Raw genomic sequence first — 16,161 nt, forward strand, 5'->3', positions numbered from 1 at the left:
ACACGGCAAGCAGCCGTGTCTTTATTTAAACTTCCCAGACTTGGAGGATTGAAATGATAAAAAAAACGTTAAGACAGATTTCAGAAATGATTTCTGTTAAAAATGAGGTTACCTCATTTGCTGATACTGAAATCACCGGTGTTTCCATCGATTCTCGGAAAATTGAAAAGGGAAACTTATTTATTCCATTTAAAGGTGAAAACTCGGATGGTCATAAATTTGTCGAGGATTCACTGAAAAAGGGAGCAGCCGCGGCGCTGTGGCAAAGCGATATACCTAATCCACCGACAGACTTACCCATTCTTCTTGTTGAAGATACCTTAGAAGCTTTGCAGGAATTAGCGAGAGCCTATCGAAAACAATTGCCTGTAAAAGTAGTAGGCATTACAGGCAGTAATGGGAAGACCACGACAAAGGATATGACCGCATCCCTCTTGTCCACCACCTATAAAGTACAAAAAACAGAAGGGAACTATAATAACCATATCGGCCTTCCGTTAACCGTCTTAGGTTTGGATGAGGATACCGAGATTGCTGTGTTAGAAATGGGAATGAGTGGAAGAGGTGAAATTGAATTCCTTACCAAACTTGCCTCTCCAGATGCGGTAGTTATTACCAATATTGGAGAATCTCATCTGCTTGACCTTGGATCAAGAGAAGGTATTGCTGAAGCAAAGCTGGAGATATTGCAAGGCCTAAAAGATGGTGGATTGGCGGTGCTACATGGTGATGAGCCGCTTCTAATGGAACGGATTAATAGGTATAAAGGGAATATTAATGTTCAGACATTTGGAAGAAGTAATACAAATGATTTTTTTCCTACAGAAATCATCCAGTTAGAACAAGGAAATATGTTTAAAATAAATAAGTCCTCGGAAAGTTTCGAACTTCCTGTATTGGGTACACATAATATATTAAACGCGCTAGCAGCGATGATGATTGCTCATTACTTTAATGTGCCATTTACTAAAATGAATGAGGGATTGACTAGCGTTAAGCTCACCAATATGAGAATGGAGTTAGTTGAGGGTGCCCATGGTGAAAAAATCATCAATGATGCCTATAACGCCAGCCCTACTTCGATGATGGCTGCAATCGAACTTGTTTCAAACCTTAAGGGATACGAAAAAGTCATCTTAGTTCTCGGTGATATGCTTGAATTAGGGCCGCAGGAAGAACAGTACCATCTGCAAATTGGTGCGGGTTTACATCCTAAAAAGATCGATCTAGTATTTACTTTTGGTAAATTAGCGGAACATATTGCTGAAGGCGCACGTTCCACATTAGGAAACAACAGAGTTTTTTCCTTTATGGATAAAAATGTGTTGAAGAATGAACTTGTACGGCATGTTACTAATCGTACGTTAGTCCTTGTTAAGGCATCAAGAGGGATGAAATTAGAGGAAATTGTAACTGCATTACAAAAAAAATAAACTCATAAAACTTATCGTATGCAAAAGATTGTTAATGGCACACTAAAGAAAATATCCAATTTCAAAGCAAAGTAGGTGAAGAGTGTGATTGGCTGTTTATGTATTCATGGCTTTACAGGGGCACCCTATGAAGTTGAGCCGCTTGCAGAGTATCTAACGAAGCAAACGGATTGGATATTTAGTGTCCCGACTCTTCCTGGTCATGGTGAAAATCTTTCCCTAAAAGGTGTCTTTTATCAACAGTGGATTGAACATGCCGAAACTGAATTAAAGAAATTATTTGATAGCTGTGATCAGGTCTATGTAATAGGGTTTTCCATGGGCGGGATGATTGCAAGTCTTCTTGCGGCAAAATACCCGGTGGACAAGCTTGTACTACTTAGTGCTGCGGCCTATTATGGTAACCCAAAACAAATGGCAAGTGAAATTAAAACAATGCTGATGGATTCATTTAAAGGAAACTTAAAAAACAATGAATTTTTTCAGCGCTATAAACGGAAAATAAAAGCAACTCCCATAACAGCGACTTTACAATTTCGCAGACTTGTCTCTTACATCAAACCGCTTCTGCCGCAAGTAGAAGTGCCAACACTGATTGCACAGGGAGAATGTGATGGAATTGTACCCCCTAAAAGTGCAGAATACTTATATCGAACCATAAGTGCAACAACAAAAAGACTTACGTATATAAAGGATTCTAACCATCATATATGTCATTGTGAGGAAAAAGACGCCCTATTTTCCCAAGTATATGACTTTTTGATGGAGCAGTAATGCTTGAATGGGATTTGTTGCAAATAAGGTTAAAAAGTGTTATGATTATCAGCAACGTGTCTAAAGAACGAGTAAAATAGGGCATACTCCTTTGGAGGGATGTCTTTTTTTTGGTAAAATAAAGATGTTACCTAGTTACGGCATTTGATGCGAATCATAAGTATTCAGCATATAGATTTTATATACAATGAAGGAGAATGAAAACATTGACAAAGTTTGAAGATTTAGGCCTAAGTCAGGCCACTTTAGAAGCTGTCCTCAAAATGGGTTTTGAGGAAGCAACACCAATCCAGGCAGAAACCATCCCAATGGGCCTAGCAAATAAGGATTTGATCGGGCAGGCACAAACAGGAACTGGTAAAACAGCTGCATTTGGTATTCCTTTAGTGGAAAAAATCGATGTTACCAAGGATGCGATTCAAGGAATCATTATCGCTCCAACACGTGAGCTTGCGATTCAAGTATCGGAAGAGCTTTACAAAATCGGTTCAGGAAAAAGAGTTCGCGTTTTATCCATTTATGGAGGACAGGACATCAGCCGCCAAATTCGCTCATTAAAGAAATTCCCACATATTATTGTAGGTACTCCAGGGCGCGTTTTGGACCATATTAATAGAAAAACGATGCGTTTAGATACTGTGAATACGGTTATTCTTGACGAAGCAGATGAAATGTTAAATATGGGATTCATTGAAGATATTGAAACGATTCTTGCTGCTACACCGTCAGAGCGTCAAACCTTACTTTTCTCGGCTACAATGCCTGGTCCAATTCAAAGAATGGCTGAAAAGTTCATGCATGACCCACAAATTGTTCGCGTGAAAACGAAAGAAATGACAGTTCCAGCGATTGAACAATTTTACCTTGAGGTCATGGAAAAAAATAAATTTGATGTCTTAACACGTCTTCTCGATATTCAATCACCAGAATTGGCGATTATTTTTGGTCGGACAAAACGCCGGGTGGATGAATTATCTGAAGCATTAACGTTAAGAGGTTATACAGCAGAAGGAATTCACGGGGATTTAACACAAGCAAAACGTATGCAAGTCCTTCGTAAATTTAAAGAAGGAACCATTGATGAACTTGTAGCAACAGATGTGGCAGCAAGAGGACTCGATATTTCTGGTGTAACACATGTTTATAACTTTGATATCCCTCAGGATCCTGAAAGCTATGTTCACCGAATTGGACGTACAGGACGTGCAGGCAAGTCTGGTATGGCACTTACATTCATCACACCACGTGAAAAATCTTACCTTACTGTATTAGAAAGAACCACAAAACGTAAGATGGAAAGAATGACTGCTCCAACCCTTGATGAAGCGTTGGAAGGTCAACAACGTGCTGTAGTTGATAAAATTGTCCAAACGATTGAAGGAAATAATCTACAGTATTATAAACGAGCAGCACAAGAATTACTTGAAGAAAATGATGCTTCAACTGTAATTGCTGCTGTTTTAAAAATGTTAACAAAAGAGCCAGATACAACTCCGGTTAAGTTAACAGAAGAAGCACCAGCACATCATAAAAGGGATAGAAAGCCGCAAGACCGTGACCGTAGAAGAAGAGATGACAATAGAAGCAGCTATGGATCTTCACGCGGTGGAGACCGTGACCGTAAAAAGGCACAGCCAAGAACCGGTGAAAAGCGCACATCTTCCGGGAAACCAAAACCAAGAAGCTTTAATCGTTAATAAATATGTAAGGGAGCATGGACATAAAGTCTATGCTCTCTTTTTCTATTTTACGGGCACAGTAATAGTAACTGTGTGTTAGGAGTGATGACGATGATTGTTAAACTTGGATATGTAGCAATGAGTATGGAACTTCAGAATGCATCACCGTCCCAAACGATGACGTTTTCGCAATTTAGCCGGATAAAAGACAGGGAAGCGGGTATCCGAAAGCTGGAACGAATAGCCAACTCTAATGTAAATAATTGCCTAAGGTTATTAAAACACAATGCAGGAAACCAGATTCATTTCTTTCGCTTAAGCTCCCGCTTAATTCCACTAGCTAATCATGAAGAGCTGACTGATTGGGAGTATATCAAACCCCTTAAGGAATCATTATCGAAGTTTGGTGACTATTTAAAAGAGCACCCCATGCGAATCGATTTTCATCCAGACCATTTTGTTGTGCTCAACACACCGAACAAGGAAATACTCTCAAATGCACTAAAAACGCTTGATATGCACAAGAAGTTACTTTTAGGAATGGGGATAGATACAGAACATCGTTGTGTTTTGCATGTGGGCGGCGGCTATGAGGACAAGGAAAAGGCGCTTGAACAATTTATCCATAATTGGGGATATATTCGGCCTGCTATCCAAAAGATGATTATGCTAGAAAATGACGATACCACATTTACAGTAAAAGAAACCTTATACCTTTGTGAAAAGTTGGGAATTCCAATGGTATTTGATTACCACCATCATTTAGCAAATCATGAAGAAGGAGATTGGCAGCAAGAGTGGGAACGGATTTTAAACACTTGGAAATCATCTCCGCTACCAGTGAAAATGCATATATCAAGCCCTCGATCTGATAAGGAATATCGTGCACATGCCGATTATGTTGATGTGGAACTGTTTTTAAACTTCCTTAATGGAATAAGAGGTACTGTCCCTGAAATTCACTGTATGATAGAAGCGAAACAGAAGGATGCTGCACTATTTCGGTTAATAGAGGATTTGCAAGGTAGAAAAGGAATAACGCTAGTAGATCCTTCTAGTTTTGAAATTCACTAACAAATCTTGATTCCTTCCGTGTATACTTATAGGGTATTGTTGGAAATGGAGGGGGAAATATGATACTAGAGCCGCAAAAACGAATTTCTGAAAAAGCATTAACAGTTTGGAAAGTTTCTGCCTTAATTAAAGTTGCGATTAGTTGGGTCGTAGCAGCGGTAGTGATCTTTTTTTTACATAGATTTGATGTCCCGTTGTGGATTATTGTTCTCTTACTACTAATCGAACTGCTGTTTACTTATATAAGTGTAGCTCTATTTCCGTCATTGAGATGGCGACGCTGGCGGTATGATGTGAGAGAAGAGGAAATTGAACTTCAGGAAGGAATCTTTATTGTAAAACGTACGTTAATCCCGATGATTCGTGTGCAGCATGTTGATACTATTCAGGGGCCGATTTTACGAAAATACCAGTTAGCGTCAGTCATTGTGAACACAGCTGCAACAGCCCATGAGATTCCTGCGCTAGAAGAGAAAGAAGCGGAAGAGTTAAGGCGATTTATTTCCAATCTGGCAAGGGTGGCGGATGAGGATGTTTGAGCCAAAAAGACTTCATCCTGTTGTAATTGTTTTGAATATCGGAAAAAGAATTAAGGATTTCATTTTCACCTTTATCGCTTTGTTTTTTATCTGGAATAATGGTGAAAGTAGTAAGTTGATGCTGTTCGCAGCGGTCACGATTGCGATCATCTTAATTATCCTAACAAGTAACTTAACCTGGATGAGGTATACCTATCGATTAGAAGATAACGAACTTCGGATCGAATACGGTGTTTTCGTCCGTAAGAAAAGATATATTCCCATGGAGCGAATTCAAAGTATAGATATATCAGAAGGCATCCTTCAACGGATATGCGGCATGGTAAAGGTACAAATTGAAACAGCAGGCGGAAGCGGAAAAGATGAAGCAGAAGCCGTTCTTGCTGCCATTACCAAAGAAGAGGCCCGGATTATACAAGAATATGTAACGGCATCAAAAGAAAATCCTGCAATGCAGGAAGTTGGAGTAGTTCAAGAAACTCGAAATCAAACAATTTATAAAATAACCCCATCACAGTTAATTTTACTTTCGCTCACTTCTGGAGGAGTTGGCGTTGTTATTTCAGCTGTTTTGGCCCTTTTATCACAGTTAGACGATCTTATTCCTTTTGGGAGATTATTTCGCGGTGTCGAACAATGGGCCGTCGGGAATATCATTTTGATTGCTATTCTTGTTTTTGCTGGCTTTGTAGTGGCGTGGATCTTAGCGCTTATTGGCACGATGTTAAAGTATGCTAATTTCAACGTCATCAAAACAGATCATGACCTGATTATCTCTCAAGGGCTTTTAGAAAAAAGACAGATTACGATTCCATTAAAGCGAATTCAATCGGTACGGATTGATGAAAATATTGTTCGGCAATGGCTTGGGTACGGGTCGGTTATCGTTGAAAGTGCTGGTGGTTCTGCAAGTAACAAGGAGGGTTCGAAAGTTTTACTCCTGCCGCTGGTTAAGATTCATACCATTGAACAAATTTTGAAGCCATACCTAATAGACTATCAATGGAATCCAACTTTTACTCCAGTTCCAAAAAGGGCCATGAGCCGCTATATTCTCAGAAGTTGGTTGGTAATCGGTCCGATTGTGGTGATTACTATTGCCTTTTTAAAGGTCTGGGGACTTATTTCGTTGGTTTTTCTTGGATTGTTTACGATTTGGGGTCTATTAAAATATAAAGATGCCGGCTGGAGTTTTAATCATGAGCAGTTGAATCTTCGGTATCGGACGATTGTAAGGACAACTGTATTTATAAAGAAGAATAAAATACAAAGTCTAGATATGAGAGAAAGTTATTTTCAAAGCAGGAAAAGGCTGGCAACCTTAGAGGCGTTCGTAAAAGTTGGTTTCGGTGGTGCTGGGGGTCGTGTGATCGATATGGAACAAGGTGATGTGAAAAAAGTCTATTCTTGGTTTTCGAGGGAAGACAAAAATGGGGATTGAACCGAAAAGCTCGGTCTCAATCCCTCTTTTTATTTAGTGTAGCGGCTCCCAGTAAAAATCCTGCTAGTAAGCCGAATATGTGGGCAGTAATATTTATATTGGGCTGGATAAAGGTCATAATTAAGCTAAGCGCACAAATGATCACGATAATTTGCGAGTTTTGCTGTGAAAGCATATGCTTACGAAAGACAATAATGCTTATATAATAACCAAATAAACCAAAAATCGCTCCACTTGATCCAACATGTACATAGGTTAAAGGTTCGAGCAGCAAGGTAGCGACGTTCGCTAGGACACCAGAAACAAAGTAGATGAGCAGGAATTTACCTTTACCTAATATGTTTTCAAGTGCAGGGCCAAATAGGACGAGTGAGAAGCTGTTAAATAAAACATGAGCAAAGCCGCCATGCATAAAAATCGGAGTAACCAGTCTCCAGTACTCACCTTCCATAATATAGAGGTTGACTCCTGAAAAAGTAGATTTAAACCAAAAGTTTGGAAATATAGGTAAGGCGGTAAAAAGATATAAAAGCAAATGGATGGCAATAATAATAGAAATAACCGGATAAAAGCGGATAAATTCGCGAAAACTTTCTGTTCTCGTAAACATATTAACCTCCTTTAGTATTCTTTACTTATCATCATAGACGGAAAATGGATCTTGTAGTACTATTATGCATTTTGCAATTTAAATAGAAGGAGTTTAGACCATGATTAAAGGCATAGGGATTGATATTATTGAACTTTCAAGAATTGAAGAAATAGTCTCTAGACAAAGGAAATTAATTGATCGAATCCTTACTGAAAATGAAAAGCAAACATTCGAACAGCTTCCAGAACGGCGAGGAATTGAATTTCTAGCCGGGAGATTTGCGGCGAAAGAAGCATATTCAAAAGCAGTAGGAACGGGGATAGGTAAGGAACTATCGTTTTTAGATATTGAAATCGAAACCGATTCTTTGGGCAAGCCTTTTATTGTAAAACCTGAAAGGAATGGATTTCTTTCTATTTCACACAGTAGAGATTATGCAGTTGCCCAGGTAGTTATTGAAGAAAAATAGAAAAAATCATTACAACTGACAATCCCTTAACATATTCCAAAAGGTTGTCTCATATATTCATAGGGAAATGGGAGAGACAAGTCTTCTTTATATTCATATGAAAATGAGACAAGAAGGGGTTGAAGAAATTGAAGAAAAGGTTTTTGCTGGTGATTACGGGTTTACTGGTTATCTTTTTACTAGCTGCCTGCGGCACAAAGTCAAAAGATGATGTGGTGAAAGAATTAACTGGGAAACTAAAGGATTTAACAGGTTATAAGGTGGATGCGAAGATGACGTTAAAAATGGGCACAGACTCACAAGTTTATAACGTCGAGATTTGGCATAAAGACCCAACATTTTACCGCGTAAATCTAAAAAATGCCGAAAAAGACCAAAGTCAAATGATTTTACGAAATAATGAAGGGGTTTTTGTGTTAACGCCTGCCCTTAAAAAGAGCTTTAAATTTCAAAGCGATTGGCCACAGAACAGCAGTCAGGCCTATTTATATGAATCGTTAATAAAGGACATCGTTGAAGATAAAGATTCAAAATTCACTACCACGAAAGAACATTATGTATTTGAAACCAAAACGCGCTATCAAAACAATAGCATGCTGCCCATCCAGGAAATCAAGATAAACAAAAAGGATTTATCACCTGCGGTGGTAAAAGTAATGGATCCAGATCGTAAAGCGCTTGTGACTGTAGAGTTCTCAAAGGTTAAATTTAATGCTAGCTTTGATGATAGTGATTTTGATATGAAAAAGAATATGGCACGTGCTGATCTGAATCTTCCTGTAATGGCAGATAGCAAGGATACTGCCTTTACAGTGAAATATCCAACGGCCGACCTTGGTGCTGAATTAGTAGATGAAAAAGAAGTAAAACTACAAAATGGTAAACGGGTAGTTCTAACTTATGAGGGAGAAAAGTCATTTACACTCATTCAAGAAAAGGTCACCGTAAAAGAAGCCTCGACGACACCAACCTATGTGGATGGAGATTTAGTTGACCTGGGCGTTACCATCGGTGCTGTTTCTGCAGGTTCCCTCACTTGGACCGTGGATGGCGTTGACTACATGATTGCTTCAAAGGACTTAACGAAACAGGAACTCGTTGAAATAGCAAGAACCGTACAAGGCGAAGTGGAAAAATAAGCATTCATGGCAGGCTCTTAATCAGAGCCTGTATTTTTGTTTTTATTTGACAACCACTAGTTCTAGTTCGATAATCAAAAGGAAAAATGAATTTAGTGACTTTATGTATTTAGGAAGTGGAATAATGACAGAGCAGAGCTTTTTCTATAGAGATACATGGGCAGAAGTTGATTTGGATTGTATCAATGCGAATGTTTCCTCCGTAAAAAAACTTTTGCCGCCACAAGTAGAAATAATAGCGGTAGTAAAAGCAAATGGGTATGGTCACGGAGACCTTAAAGTGGCTGAGAGTGCGCTGAAGGCGGGAGCAACCTACTTAGCAGTAGCATTCATGGACGAAGCCATTGCTCTCCGAAATAAGGGAATACAGGCACCTATTTTAGTCTTAGGAGCTACACGCCCGGAGGATGTAAAACTCGCAACAAACTATGACATCACGATTACCGTTTTCCAATTAGATTGGATAAAAGCGGCTCAATCCTATTTACCAATAGATCAAGTACTTTCCGTTCATATCAAGCTTGATACTGGGATGGGAAGGATAGGGATACGTACAAAAGAAGAATTATCAGCTATAGTTCAAAGTATCTCTGAAGATAACCGGATAGAAATTGAGGGCATCTTTACCCACTTTGCTACAGCAGATGAAGTGGACCTGACTTATTTTGAAAAACAAATAGAGGTATTTCATGATTTGCTGTCCGTATTAAAGGAACGTCCCAAGTATGTCCATTGCAGCAATAGTGCTGCTGCTTTACGTTTTTCAAAGGCTAATTTTAATGCCGTTCGTCTTGGAATTGTTATGTATGGTTTAACCCCTTCACTGGAAATTGTCGATGAACTGCCTATCCCTCTAAAAGAAGCCTTTTCACTCTGTTCGCGGCTTGTTCATGTGAAAAAGCTCAAAAAGGGCGATAAAGTTAGCTATGGAGCTACGTATGAGGCAGAAGGAGAAGAGTGGATTGGGACGATTCCCATCGGTTATGCGGACGGATGGATTCGCAGACTCCAAGGGCAGGAAGTATTAGTTGAGGGCAAAAGAGTGCCAATTGTAGGCAGAATTTGTATGGATCAATGCATGGTAAAACTACCGCATTTTGTTCCAGTTGGGACGACCGTGACATTAATTGGAAAGCAAAATAATGAATTCATTTCCGTTAATGAAATTGCCGGGAAACTAGAAACCATTAATTACGAAGTACCGTGTATCATTTCAACTAGAGTACCGCGTCTATATAAACAAGGTGGGAAAATTGTCGTATTAAAAAACTACCTTCTTCACGAATAAGTGGGCTAATTAGTAAAATATATCATATTTATGTTAATGCGGAATTTTAGTGCATAAAAGGTAGATTGTTTGGCCTATAATACAGAAGGATGATATTTTGTCTTTGCATGTTGGGCATTAAGTGGTATTATTAAATATGGTAGATAGAAAAATTGGTGTGTAGTGATGGTGGAGGTGTATGTTTGTGTCTGAATCCGGCGCAACTACGGAAATCTTAGTGAAATTACCGCAACATCTTTTAACCGAGTTAGATGGTTTTGTGAAATTAGAAAACGTTAACCGGAGCGAGTTTATTTATCAAGCAACCAAAATGTATTTACGCGAACGTAAAAAGAGACAACTTCGCGAATCCATGAGACGTGGATACATGGAAATGGCGATGATCAATTTATCGATTGCATCGGAAGCATTTCAAGCAGAGTTCGAGGCAGAACATACAGTTGAACGTCTTGTAAGCGGAGGGTAATCCCTTGATTGTCAAGCGTGGTGACGTTTATTTCGCGGACCTATCCCCAGTTGTTGGTTCTGAACAAGGCGGCGTCCGTCCTGTACTTGTCATTCAAAACGACATCGGGAATCGGTTTAGTCCCACAGTTATTGTTGCAGCGATTACAGCACAAATTCAAAAAGCTAAGCTTCCCACTCATGTAGAAATTGATGCGAAGCGCTACGGTTTTGAACGAGACTCAGTCATACTTTTAGAACAGATTCGTACAATTGATAAACAGCGGTTAACCGATAAAATAACCCATCTCGATGACGAAATGATGGAAAAAGTGGATGAAGCCTTGCGAGTAAGTATAGGTCTCATCGAATTTTAGTATTAAGCACGCTCTTTTAATGAAAGGGCGTTTTTTTATACGTATGCTCTGACCTTATATTTGTTTCTGCTTTTAGCAAGCTAATTAGCTTGCTATTTTTTTATTGTAGAAAACGGTTCCTGGAATGAATCGATGGTTGTAATTTGATACAATATGGTAATAGGAATGGAGGTTTGTTTTGTGAATGATACAGTTGTAAAAGATGAACAGCTTCTTGGGAAGGTAGCAGCCGAGTTAACCATATCTCATAAACAGGTAAAAAGTGTGATCTCTCTATTGAATGAAGGTAACACTGTACCGTTTATCGCCCGTTACCGCAAAGAAATGACAGGAGCGCTAGATGAAGTCCAAATAAGAAATATTCAAGAACGCTGGCAATACATACAAAACCTTGAGCAAAGGAAGGAAGAAGTACTTCGGATCATTGCTGAACAAGGAAAATTAACAGATGAGCTAACACATAACATTACGAAAGCAGAAAAGCTGCAAGAGGTTGAAGATTTATACCGTCCGTATAAACAAAAACGGCGAACAAAAGCAACAATCGCAAAGGAAAAAGGGCTGGAGCCTTTCGCAGAATGGTTATTAACCTTTCCTAAAACCCCGATAGAGGAAAAGGCTAAAGAATTTTTATCGGATGAAAAAGAAGTCTTTACGGTTGAAGAGGTCATTGTGGGTGCAAAAGATATCATTGCTGAAACGATCTCTGATGATGCTGAAGGGCGGAAATGGATTCGTAACGAAACCTTTAAGTCTGGGAAAGTAGAATCTGTGGTGAAAGATGCAGATAAGGATGAGAAAAAGGTTTATGAGATGTACTATGAATATGAGGAGCCGGTAAATAAAATCGTTCCTCATCGAATTCTTGCTCTAAATCGCGGCGAAAAAGAGGATATCTTAAGGGTATCGATAAAGATGAATAATGACATCATCCTTTCTTACTTATCGAGAAAGTGGGTACGTGCCCAGCACTCACCTGCTGCAACTTTTATTATAGAAGCAATTGAAGATAGCTATAAGCGTCTGATCCAGCCCTCGATTGAAAGGGAAATTCGAAGTGAACTAAATGATAAAGGTGAAGAGCAGGCGATTCATATTTTCTCTGAAAATCTTCGTAATTTACTTTTGCAGCCGCCGTTAAAAGGAAAAGTAGTCATTGGGGTGGATCCCGCTTATCGGACAGGCTGTAAGCTTGCTGTAGTGGATGAAACGGGTAAAGTGTTGAAAATTGAGGTTATTTATCCGCATCCACCCGTATCAAAAACAAAGGAAGCAAAAGAGAAGTTCATTCGAATTCTGCGTGATTATAAGGTAGAGATGGCTGCTATTGGGAATGGGACGGCATCTCGTGAAACGGAACAATTTGTCGCCGACATCCTTAAAGAAATGGATGAAGAAATCTTTTATTTAATTGTTAATGAAGCTGGTGCCAGTGTGTACTCTGCCTCTGACCTAGCGAGAGAAGAGTTTCCTAATTTTCAAGTTGAGGAAAGAAGTGCCGTTTCAATCGCTAGAAGATTACAAGACCCGCTAGCCGAACTGGTAAAGATCGACCCTAAATCAGTCGGAGTGGGCCAATACCAACATGATGTAGCGCAAAAACGCCTTTCGGAATCTCTGCATTTTGTTGTTGAAACTGCAGTAAACCGTGTAGGTGTTAATGTAAATACGGCTTCAGCCTCCTTGCTGCAATATGTTGCCGGGCTAACAAAAACGGCAGCCCACAACATTGTAAAGAAAAGAGAAGAGGAAGGAAAGTTTACTAGCCGGGTACAATTAAAGAAAGTACCGCGCCTAGGTGCTAAAACATATGAACAAGCAATTGGCTTCTTACGGGTATTAGATGGGAAGCAGCCGTTAGACAAAACAGGCATTCACCCGGAAAATTATGATGAAGTGAAGAAACTATTGACTAGCCTAGGCTTTTCAGCCAAGGATTTAGGGACATCTGAACTAAGGGAAGCGCTAAGTGGACTTGATCTTAAAGCGGTGGCTGCTGAACTATCCATTGGCGAACTAACATTAAAAGATATTATCGATGCATTAGTAAGACCAGAACGTGACCCGCGTGACGACTTGCCGCGTCCACTATTGAAGAAGGATGTTTTAAAATTAGAAGATTTAAGTGCTGGGATGGAGCTTCAGGGAACAGTTAGAAATGTGGTTGATTTTGGTGCATTTGTTGACATTGGTGTTAAGCAGGATGGACTAGTTCACATTTCCAAACTAAGTAATCGATTTGTGAAACATCCATTAGATATAGTATCTGTAGGTGATGTAGTAACAGTTTGGGTTGACTCGATTGATATGAAAAAGGGAAGAGTAGCTTTGACTATGCTGCCGCCTTCTAAATAATGCGAAATCTTTAAATATGCAAAAATGGGTGACCCAATCGCTTAGCGTTGGGTCATTTGATTTTTCTGGCATGATGGGGGATTTCTGTGATGCCCGAAATTGAAAGGGGATCGTAATTATGGTCCTCATAAAAGGTTCATGAAGCCTGAAATCGTAAGGGAATCATAAAAATGGTCTTCATAAAGGAATACCTTATGAGCTTTGTTTCTTTCTGTAAAAAAACCAGCATTGGTTTAACAGTTTAATTTGGTATCGGTCCTTCTCGTAGAAAGCTCTTTTCATTTGGTTTTGGAACCAAGTTGGCATAGACTAACCCTCCCGAAAAGTAGATCATTATAGGTATATACAATATATGCTATAATAGGTTGTCACGTTCGCTTTAAAAGGAGGAGTTACTAAATGGAGGATAAAGAACTACAAAAATTGGTCCAAAAAATTTCCATTGACGCCTTTGGTAAGCCATTTAGGCATAAAGCTACTTTTAATAGCAGGCTCCGCTCAACGGGAGGGAGATATCTGCTAGGGACTCATAATATTGATATTAATAAAAAATATTTGGATCAACTAGGCTTAACCGAATTAATCGGGATAATAAAGCATGAACTATGTCATTACCATCTCCACTTAGAAGGAAAAGGATATCAGCACAGAGACCCAGAATTTAAAATGTTATTGAAAAAAGTAGGTGCTCCGAGATTTTGCACTCCGCTTCTAGACAAACCTAAGAAACAAACACCTAATAAAATTCTCCTTTATAAATGTACAAAATGCCATCAGCAATATAATAGAAAACGCAGTATCAATACGAGTCGTTATGTATGTGGGAAGTGCAGAGGTAAGCTAACCAAAGTGAAAGAAATACTTCAGAATTAAGGGTGTTTTTCACAGTGTATTTTATCAATAAATCATATTGACTTTATGAAACATCGTCATTATAATGTAAAGAGTCGACAAGATGATTGTCCTTGTTTGGTGACTAATTTAATATATTATTCCGCAGTAGCTCAGTGGTAGAGCTATCGGCTGTTAACCGATCGGTCGTAGGTTCGAGTCCTACCTGCGGAGCCAATTTTATGGGGAAGTACTCAAGAGGCTGAAGAGGCGCCCCTGCTAAGGGTGTAGGTCGGGTAACCGGCGCGAGGGTTCAAATCCCTCCTTCTCCGCCATAAAATTTAGGCCCCTTGGTCAAGTGGTTAAGACACCTCCCTTTCACGGAGGTAACACGGGTTCGAATCCCGTAGGGGTCATCAGGGACGGGAGATGAATTTAGCTCATTTCCTGTTTCTTATTTAATATCATATATGGTCCGGTAGTTCAGTTGGTTAGAATGCCTGCCTGTCACGCAGGAGGTCGCGGGTTCGAGTCCCGTCCGGACCGCCATTACTATTAAAAGATGTCTCTTTACCAATAAAGTTGGAGATGATAACTAGTAATGTCGTAACATGTAACTACAGAAGTAATGCAAGGTAAGTATAAGATTAATGGGCTATAGCCAAGCGGTAAGGCATCGCACTTTGACTGCGACATGCGTTGGTTCAAATCCAGCTAGCCCAGCCAAGATCCATTAGCACAATTGGAACATCTGACGACGCGGGAAACAGAAGTACGAGCCATTAGCTCAGTTGGTAGAGCATCTGACTTTTAATCAGAGGGTCGAAGGTTCGAATCCTTCATGGCTCATTAGAATTATTTGCACAAACAAGTAATTCTGAGTTTACACTAGTAAATTCACATTCTATATGCGGGTGTGGCGGAATTGGCAGACGCACCAGACTTAGGATCTGGCGCCGCAAGGCGTGGGGGTTCGACTCCCTTCACCCGCACCAATTATTTACTCTTGAAAATCCGTTAATAATCTGTTATGATTAGAAATGTCGCTGAAATACGCGGTCGTGGCGGAATGGCAGACGCGCTAGGTTGAGGGCCTAGTGGGGGCAACCCCGTGGAAGTTCGACTCTTCTCGGCCGCACCAAAAAAAAGTATTGACATATCAAATTCAGTTTGATACAATATAAAAGTTGACTCGAAAGAGGCGCCCGTAGCTCAATTGGATAGAGCATCTGACTACGAATCAGAAGGTTGTAGGTTCGACTCCCGCCGGGCGCACCATATATACGGGAAGTAGCTCAGCTTGGTAGAGCACTTGGTTTGGGACCAAGGGGTCGCAGGTTCGAATCCTGTCTTCCCGACCATTCAACATTTTAATAATTTTAATATGCGGGTGTAGTTTAGTGGTAAAACCTCAGCCTTCCAAGCTGATGATGAGAGTTCGATTCTCTTCACCCGCTCCAATTTATTTAATTGCTCCTGCGCCATAGCATATTCGAAGATGTAATTCTTCAGCTCGTCGCAAGGCAGCAAGAAGTTATTCAATGTAGTAGCATTGTTCTTTGAAAACTAAACAAACAAGAACGTCAACAAACAATTTTTTAGCTTTTTATAAAAGCTAAGCCAACGTAACAAAATGAGCTATATCAACTTTCTTGGAGAGTTTGATCCTGGCTCAGGACGAACGCTGGCGGCGTGCCTAATACATGCAAGTCGAGCGAATCTTGAG

At 39.8% G+C, this 16,161-nt stretch carries 15 protein-coding genes, 11 tRNA genes and 1 rRNA gene; 25 read left to right on the top strand and 2 right to left on the bottom strand.

Features of this window, described 5'->3' with window-relative positions; all coding sequences use genetic code 11:
- Positions 1-53: 53 nt before the first annotated feature.
- The 6 genes from murF to BLR86_RS23905 all read left to right on the top strand — a co-directional run bounded on the left by murF (position 54) and on the right by BLR86_RS23905 (position 6,940).
- Positions 54-1,433 carry a UDP-N-acetylmuramoyl-tripeptide--D-alanyl-D-alanine ligase gene (murF, locus tag BLR86_RS23880; protein WP_090767821.1) on the top strand — a complete coding sequence of 460 codons (1,380 nt, stop codon included), beginning with the start codon at positions 54-56 and terminating at the stop codon, positions 1,431-1,433.
- An 84-nt stretch (positions 1,434-1,517) separates the two neighbouring features.
- A complete protein-coding gene (locus BLR86_RS23885; protein ID WP_090767824.1) occupies positions 1,518-2,207 on the top strand; it encodes an alpha/beta hydrolase in 690 nt (229 codons plus the stop codon).
- Between the two features lie 206 nt (positions 2,208-2,413).
- Positions 2,414-3,904, top strand: a complete 1,491-nt coding sequence (locus BLR86_RS23890) for a degradosome RNA helicase CshA (RefSeq protein ID WP_090767826.1) — start codon at positions 2,414-2,416, stop codon at positions 3,902-3,904.
- Between the two features lie 87 nt (positions 3,905-3,991).
- The gene (uvsE, locus tag BLR86_RS23895) at positions 3,992-4,960 is read left to right on the top strand and encodes a UV DNA damage repair endonuclease UvsE (protein ID WP_090767829.1); all 969 of its coding nucleotides are present in this window, start codon (positions 3,992-3,994) and stop codon (positions 4,958-4,960) included.
- 59 nt (positions 4,961-5,019) lie between these two features.
- Positions 5,020-5,499: a PH domain-containing protein gene (locus BLR86_RS23900; RefSeq protein WP_090767832.1), complete on the top strand. Its 480-nt coding sequence runs from the start codon at positions 5,020-5,022 to the stop codon at positions 5,497-5,499.
- Positions 5,492-6,940 (top strand): PH domain-containing protein, encoded by a 1,449-nt coding sequence (locus BLR86_RS23905; RefSeq protein WP_090767834.1) that lies wholly within the window; start codon positions 5,492-5,494, stop codon positions 6,938-6,940. Before BLR86_RS23900 ends, BLR86_RS23905 begins: the two co-directional genes overlap by 8 nt.
- Positions 6,941-6,956: 16 nt before the next feature.
- Here BLR86_RS23905 and BLR86_RS23910 read toward each other — a convergent pair whose 3' ends face one another.
- Positions 6,957-7,550: a rhomboid family intramembrane serine protease gene (locus BLR86_RS23910; protein ID WP_090767836.1), complete on the bottom strand. Its 594-nt coding sequence runs from the start codon at positions 7,548-7,550 to the stop codon at positions 6,957-6,959.
- A 100-nt stretch (positions 7,551-7,650) separates the two neighbouring features.
- Between BLR86_RS23910 and acpS the strand changes: the two genes are divergently transcribed.
- From acpS to BLR86_RS23940, 6 genes are all read left to right on the top strand, one after another.
- Complete coding sequence (gene acpS / locus BLR86_RS23915; RefSeq protein WP_090767839.1) at positions 7,651-8,001, top strand: holo-ACP synthase; 351 nt, start codon at positions 7,651-7,653, stop codon at positions 7,999-8,001.
- 128 nt (positions 8,002-8,129) lie between these two features.
- Positions 8,130-9,140, top strand: coding sequence for a LolA family protein (locus BLR86_RS23920; protein WP_090767842.1), 1,011 nt, complete (start codon positions 8,130-8,132; stop codon positions 9,138-9,140).
- A gap of 124 nt (positions 9,141-9,264) precedes the next feature.
- The gene (gene alr / locus BLR86_RS23925) at positions 9,265-10,428 is read left to right on the top strand and encodes an alanine racemase (RefSeq protein WP_090767845.1); all 1,164 of its coding nucleotides are present in this window, start codon (positions 9,265-9,267) and stop codon (positions 10,426-10,428) included.
- Positions 10,429-10,612: 184 nt separating this feature from the next.
- Entirely contained in the window at positions 10,613-10,894 is a 282-nt protein-coding gene (locus tag BLR86_RS23930; protein WP_090767848.1) for a CopG family ribbon-helix-helix protein, read from the top strand.
- A gap of 4 nt (positions 10,895-10,898) precedes the next feature.
- Entirely contained in the window at positions 10,899-11,249 is a 351-nt protein-coding gene (locus BLR86_RS23935) for a type II toxin-antitoxin system PemK/MazF family toxin (RefSeq protein ID WP_034673264.1), read from the top strand.
- Between the two features lie 180 nt (positions 11,250-11,429).
- Entirely contained in the window at positions 11,430-13,604 is a 2,175-nt protein-coding gene (locus tag BLR86_RS23940) for a Tex family protein (protein ID WP_090767851.1), read from the top strand.
- Positions 13,605-13,796: 192 nt separating this feature from the next.
- Here the strand turns inward: BLR86_RS23940 and cmpA are convergent, their stop codons facing one another.
- Positions 13,797-13,910, bottom strand: a complete 114-nt coding sequence (cmpA, locus tag BLR86_RS23945; RefSeq protein WP_090767855.1) for a cortex morphogenetic protein CmpA — start codon at positions 13,908-13,910, stop codon at positions 13,797-13,799.
- A 93-nt stretch (positions 13,911-14,003) separates the two neighbouring features.
- On the opposite strand from cmpA, the gene BLR86_RS23950 reads away from it, so the two are divergent.
- The 13 genes from BLR86_RS23950 to BLR86_RS24010 all read left to right on the top strand — a co-directional run.
- Positions 14,004-14,477, top strand: coding sequence for a SprT family protein (locus tag BLR86_RS23950; RefSeq protein WP_090767858.1), 474 nt, complete (start codon positions 14,004-14,006; stop codon positions 14,475-14,477).
- Positions 14,478-14,597: 120 nt separating this feature from the next.
- Positions 14,598-14,672: transfer RNA gene (locus BLR86_RS23955), tRNA-Asn, on the top strand.
- A gap of 7 nt (positions 14,673-14,679) precedes the next feature.
- Positions 14,680-14,770: transfer RNA gene (locus BLR86_RS23960), tRNA-Ser, on the top strand.
- 9 nt (positions 14,771-14,779) lie between these two features.
- A tRNA-Glu gene (locus tag BLR86_RS23965) sits at positions 14,780-14,851 on the top strand.
- Positions 14,852-14,907: 56 nt separating this feature from the next.
- A tRNA-Asp gene (locus BLR86_RS23970) sits at positions 14,908-14,984 on the top strand.
- Between the two features lie 102 nt (positions 14,985-15,086).
- Positions 15,087-15,161, top strand: a tRNA-Gln gene (locus BLR86_RS23975).
- Between the two features lie 50 nt (positions 15,162-15,211).
- Positions 15,212-15,284, top strand: a tRNA-Lys gene (locus BLR86_RS23980).
- Between the two features lie 61 nt (positions 15,285-15,345).
- A tRNA-Leu gene (locus tag BLR86_RS23985) sits at positions 15,346-15,430 on the top strand.
- 60 nt (positions 15,431-15,490) lie between these two features.
- Positions 15,491-15,576, top strand: a tRNA-Leu gene (locus tag BLR86_RS23990).
- A 60-nt stretch (positions 15,577-15,636) separates the two neighbouring features.
- Positions 15,637-15,713, top strand: a tRNA-Arg gene (locus BLR86_RS23995).
- A 6-nt stretch (positions 15,714-15,719) separates the two neighbouring features.
- A tRNA-Pro gene (locus tag BLR86_RS24000) sits at positions 15,720-15,796 on the top strand.
- A 25-nt stretch (positions 15,797-15,821) separates the two neighbouring features.
- Positions 15,822-15,895: transfer RNA gene (locus BLR86_RS24005), tRNA-Gly, on the top strand.
- A gap of 189 nt (positions 15,896-16,084) precedes the next feature.
- Positions 16,085-16,161, top strand: a 16S ribosomal RNA gene (locus tag BLR86_RS24010); the annotation flags it as partial.

The sequence above is a fragment of the Bacillus sp. OK048 genome (assembly GCF_900103525.1).
GTDB lineage: Bacteria > Bacillota > Bacilli > Bacillales > Cytobacillaceae > Neobacillus.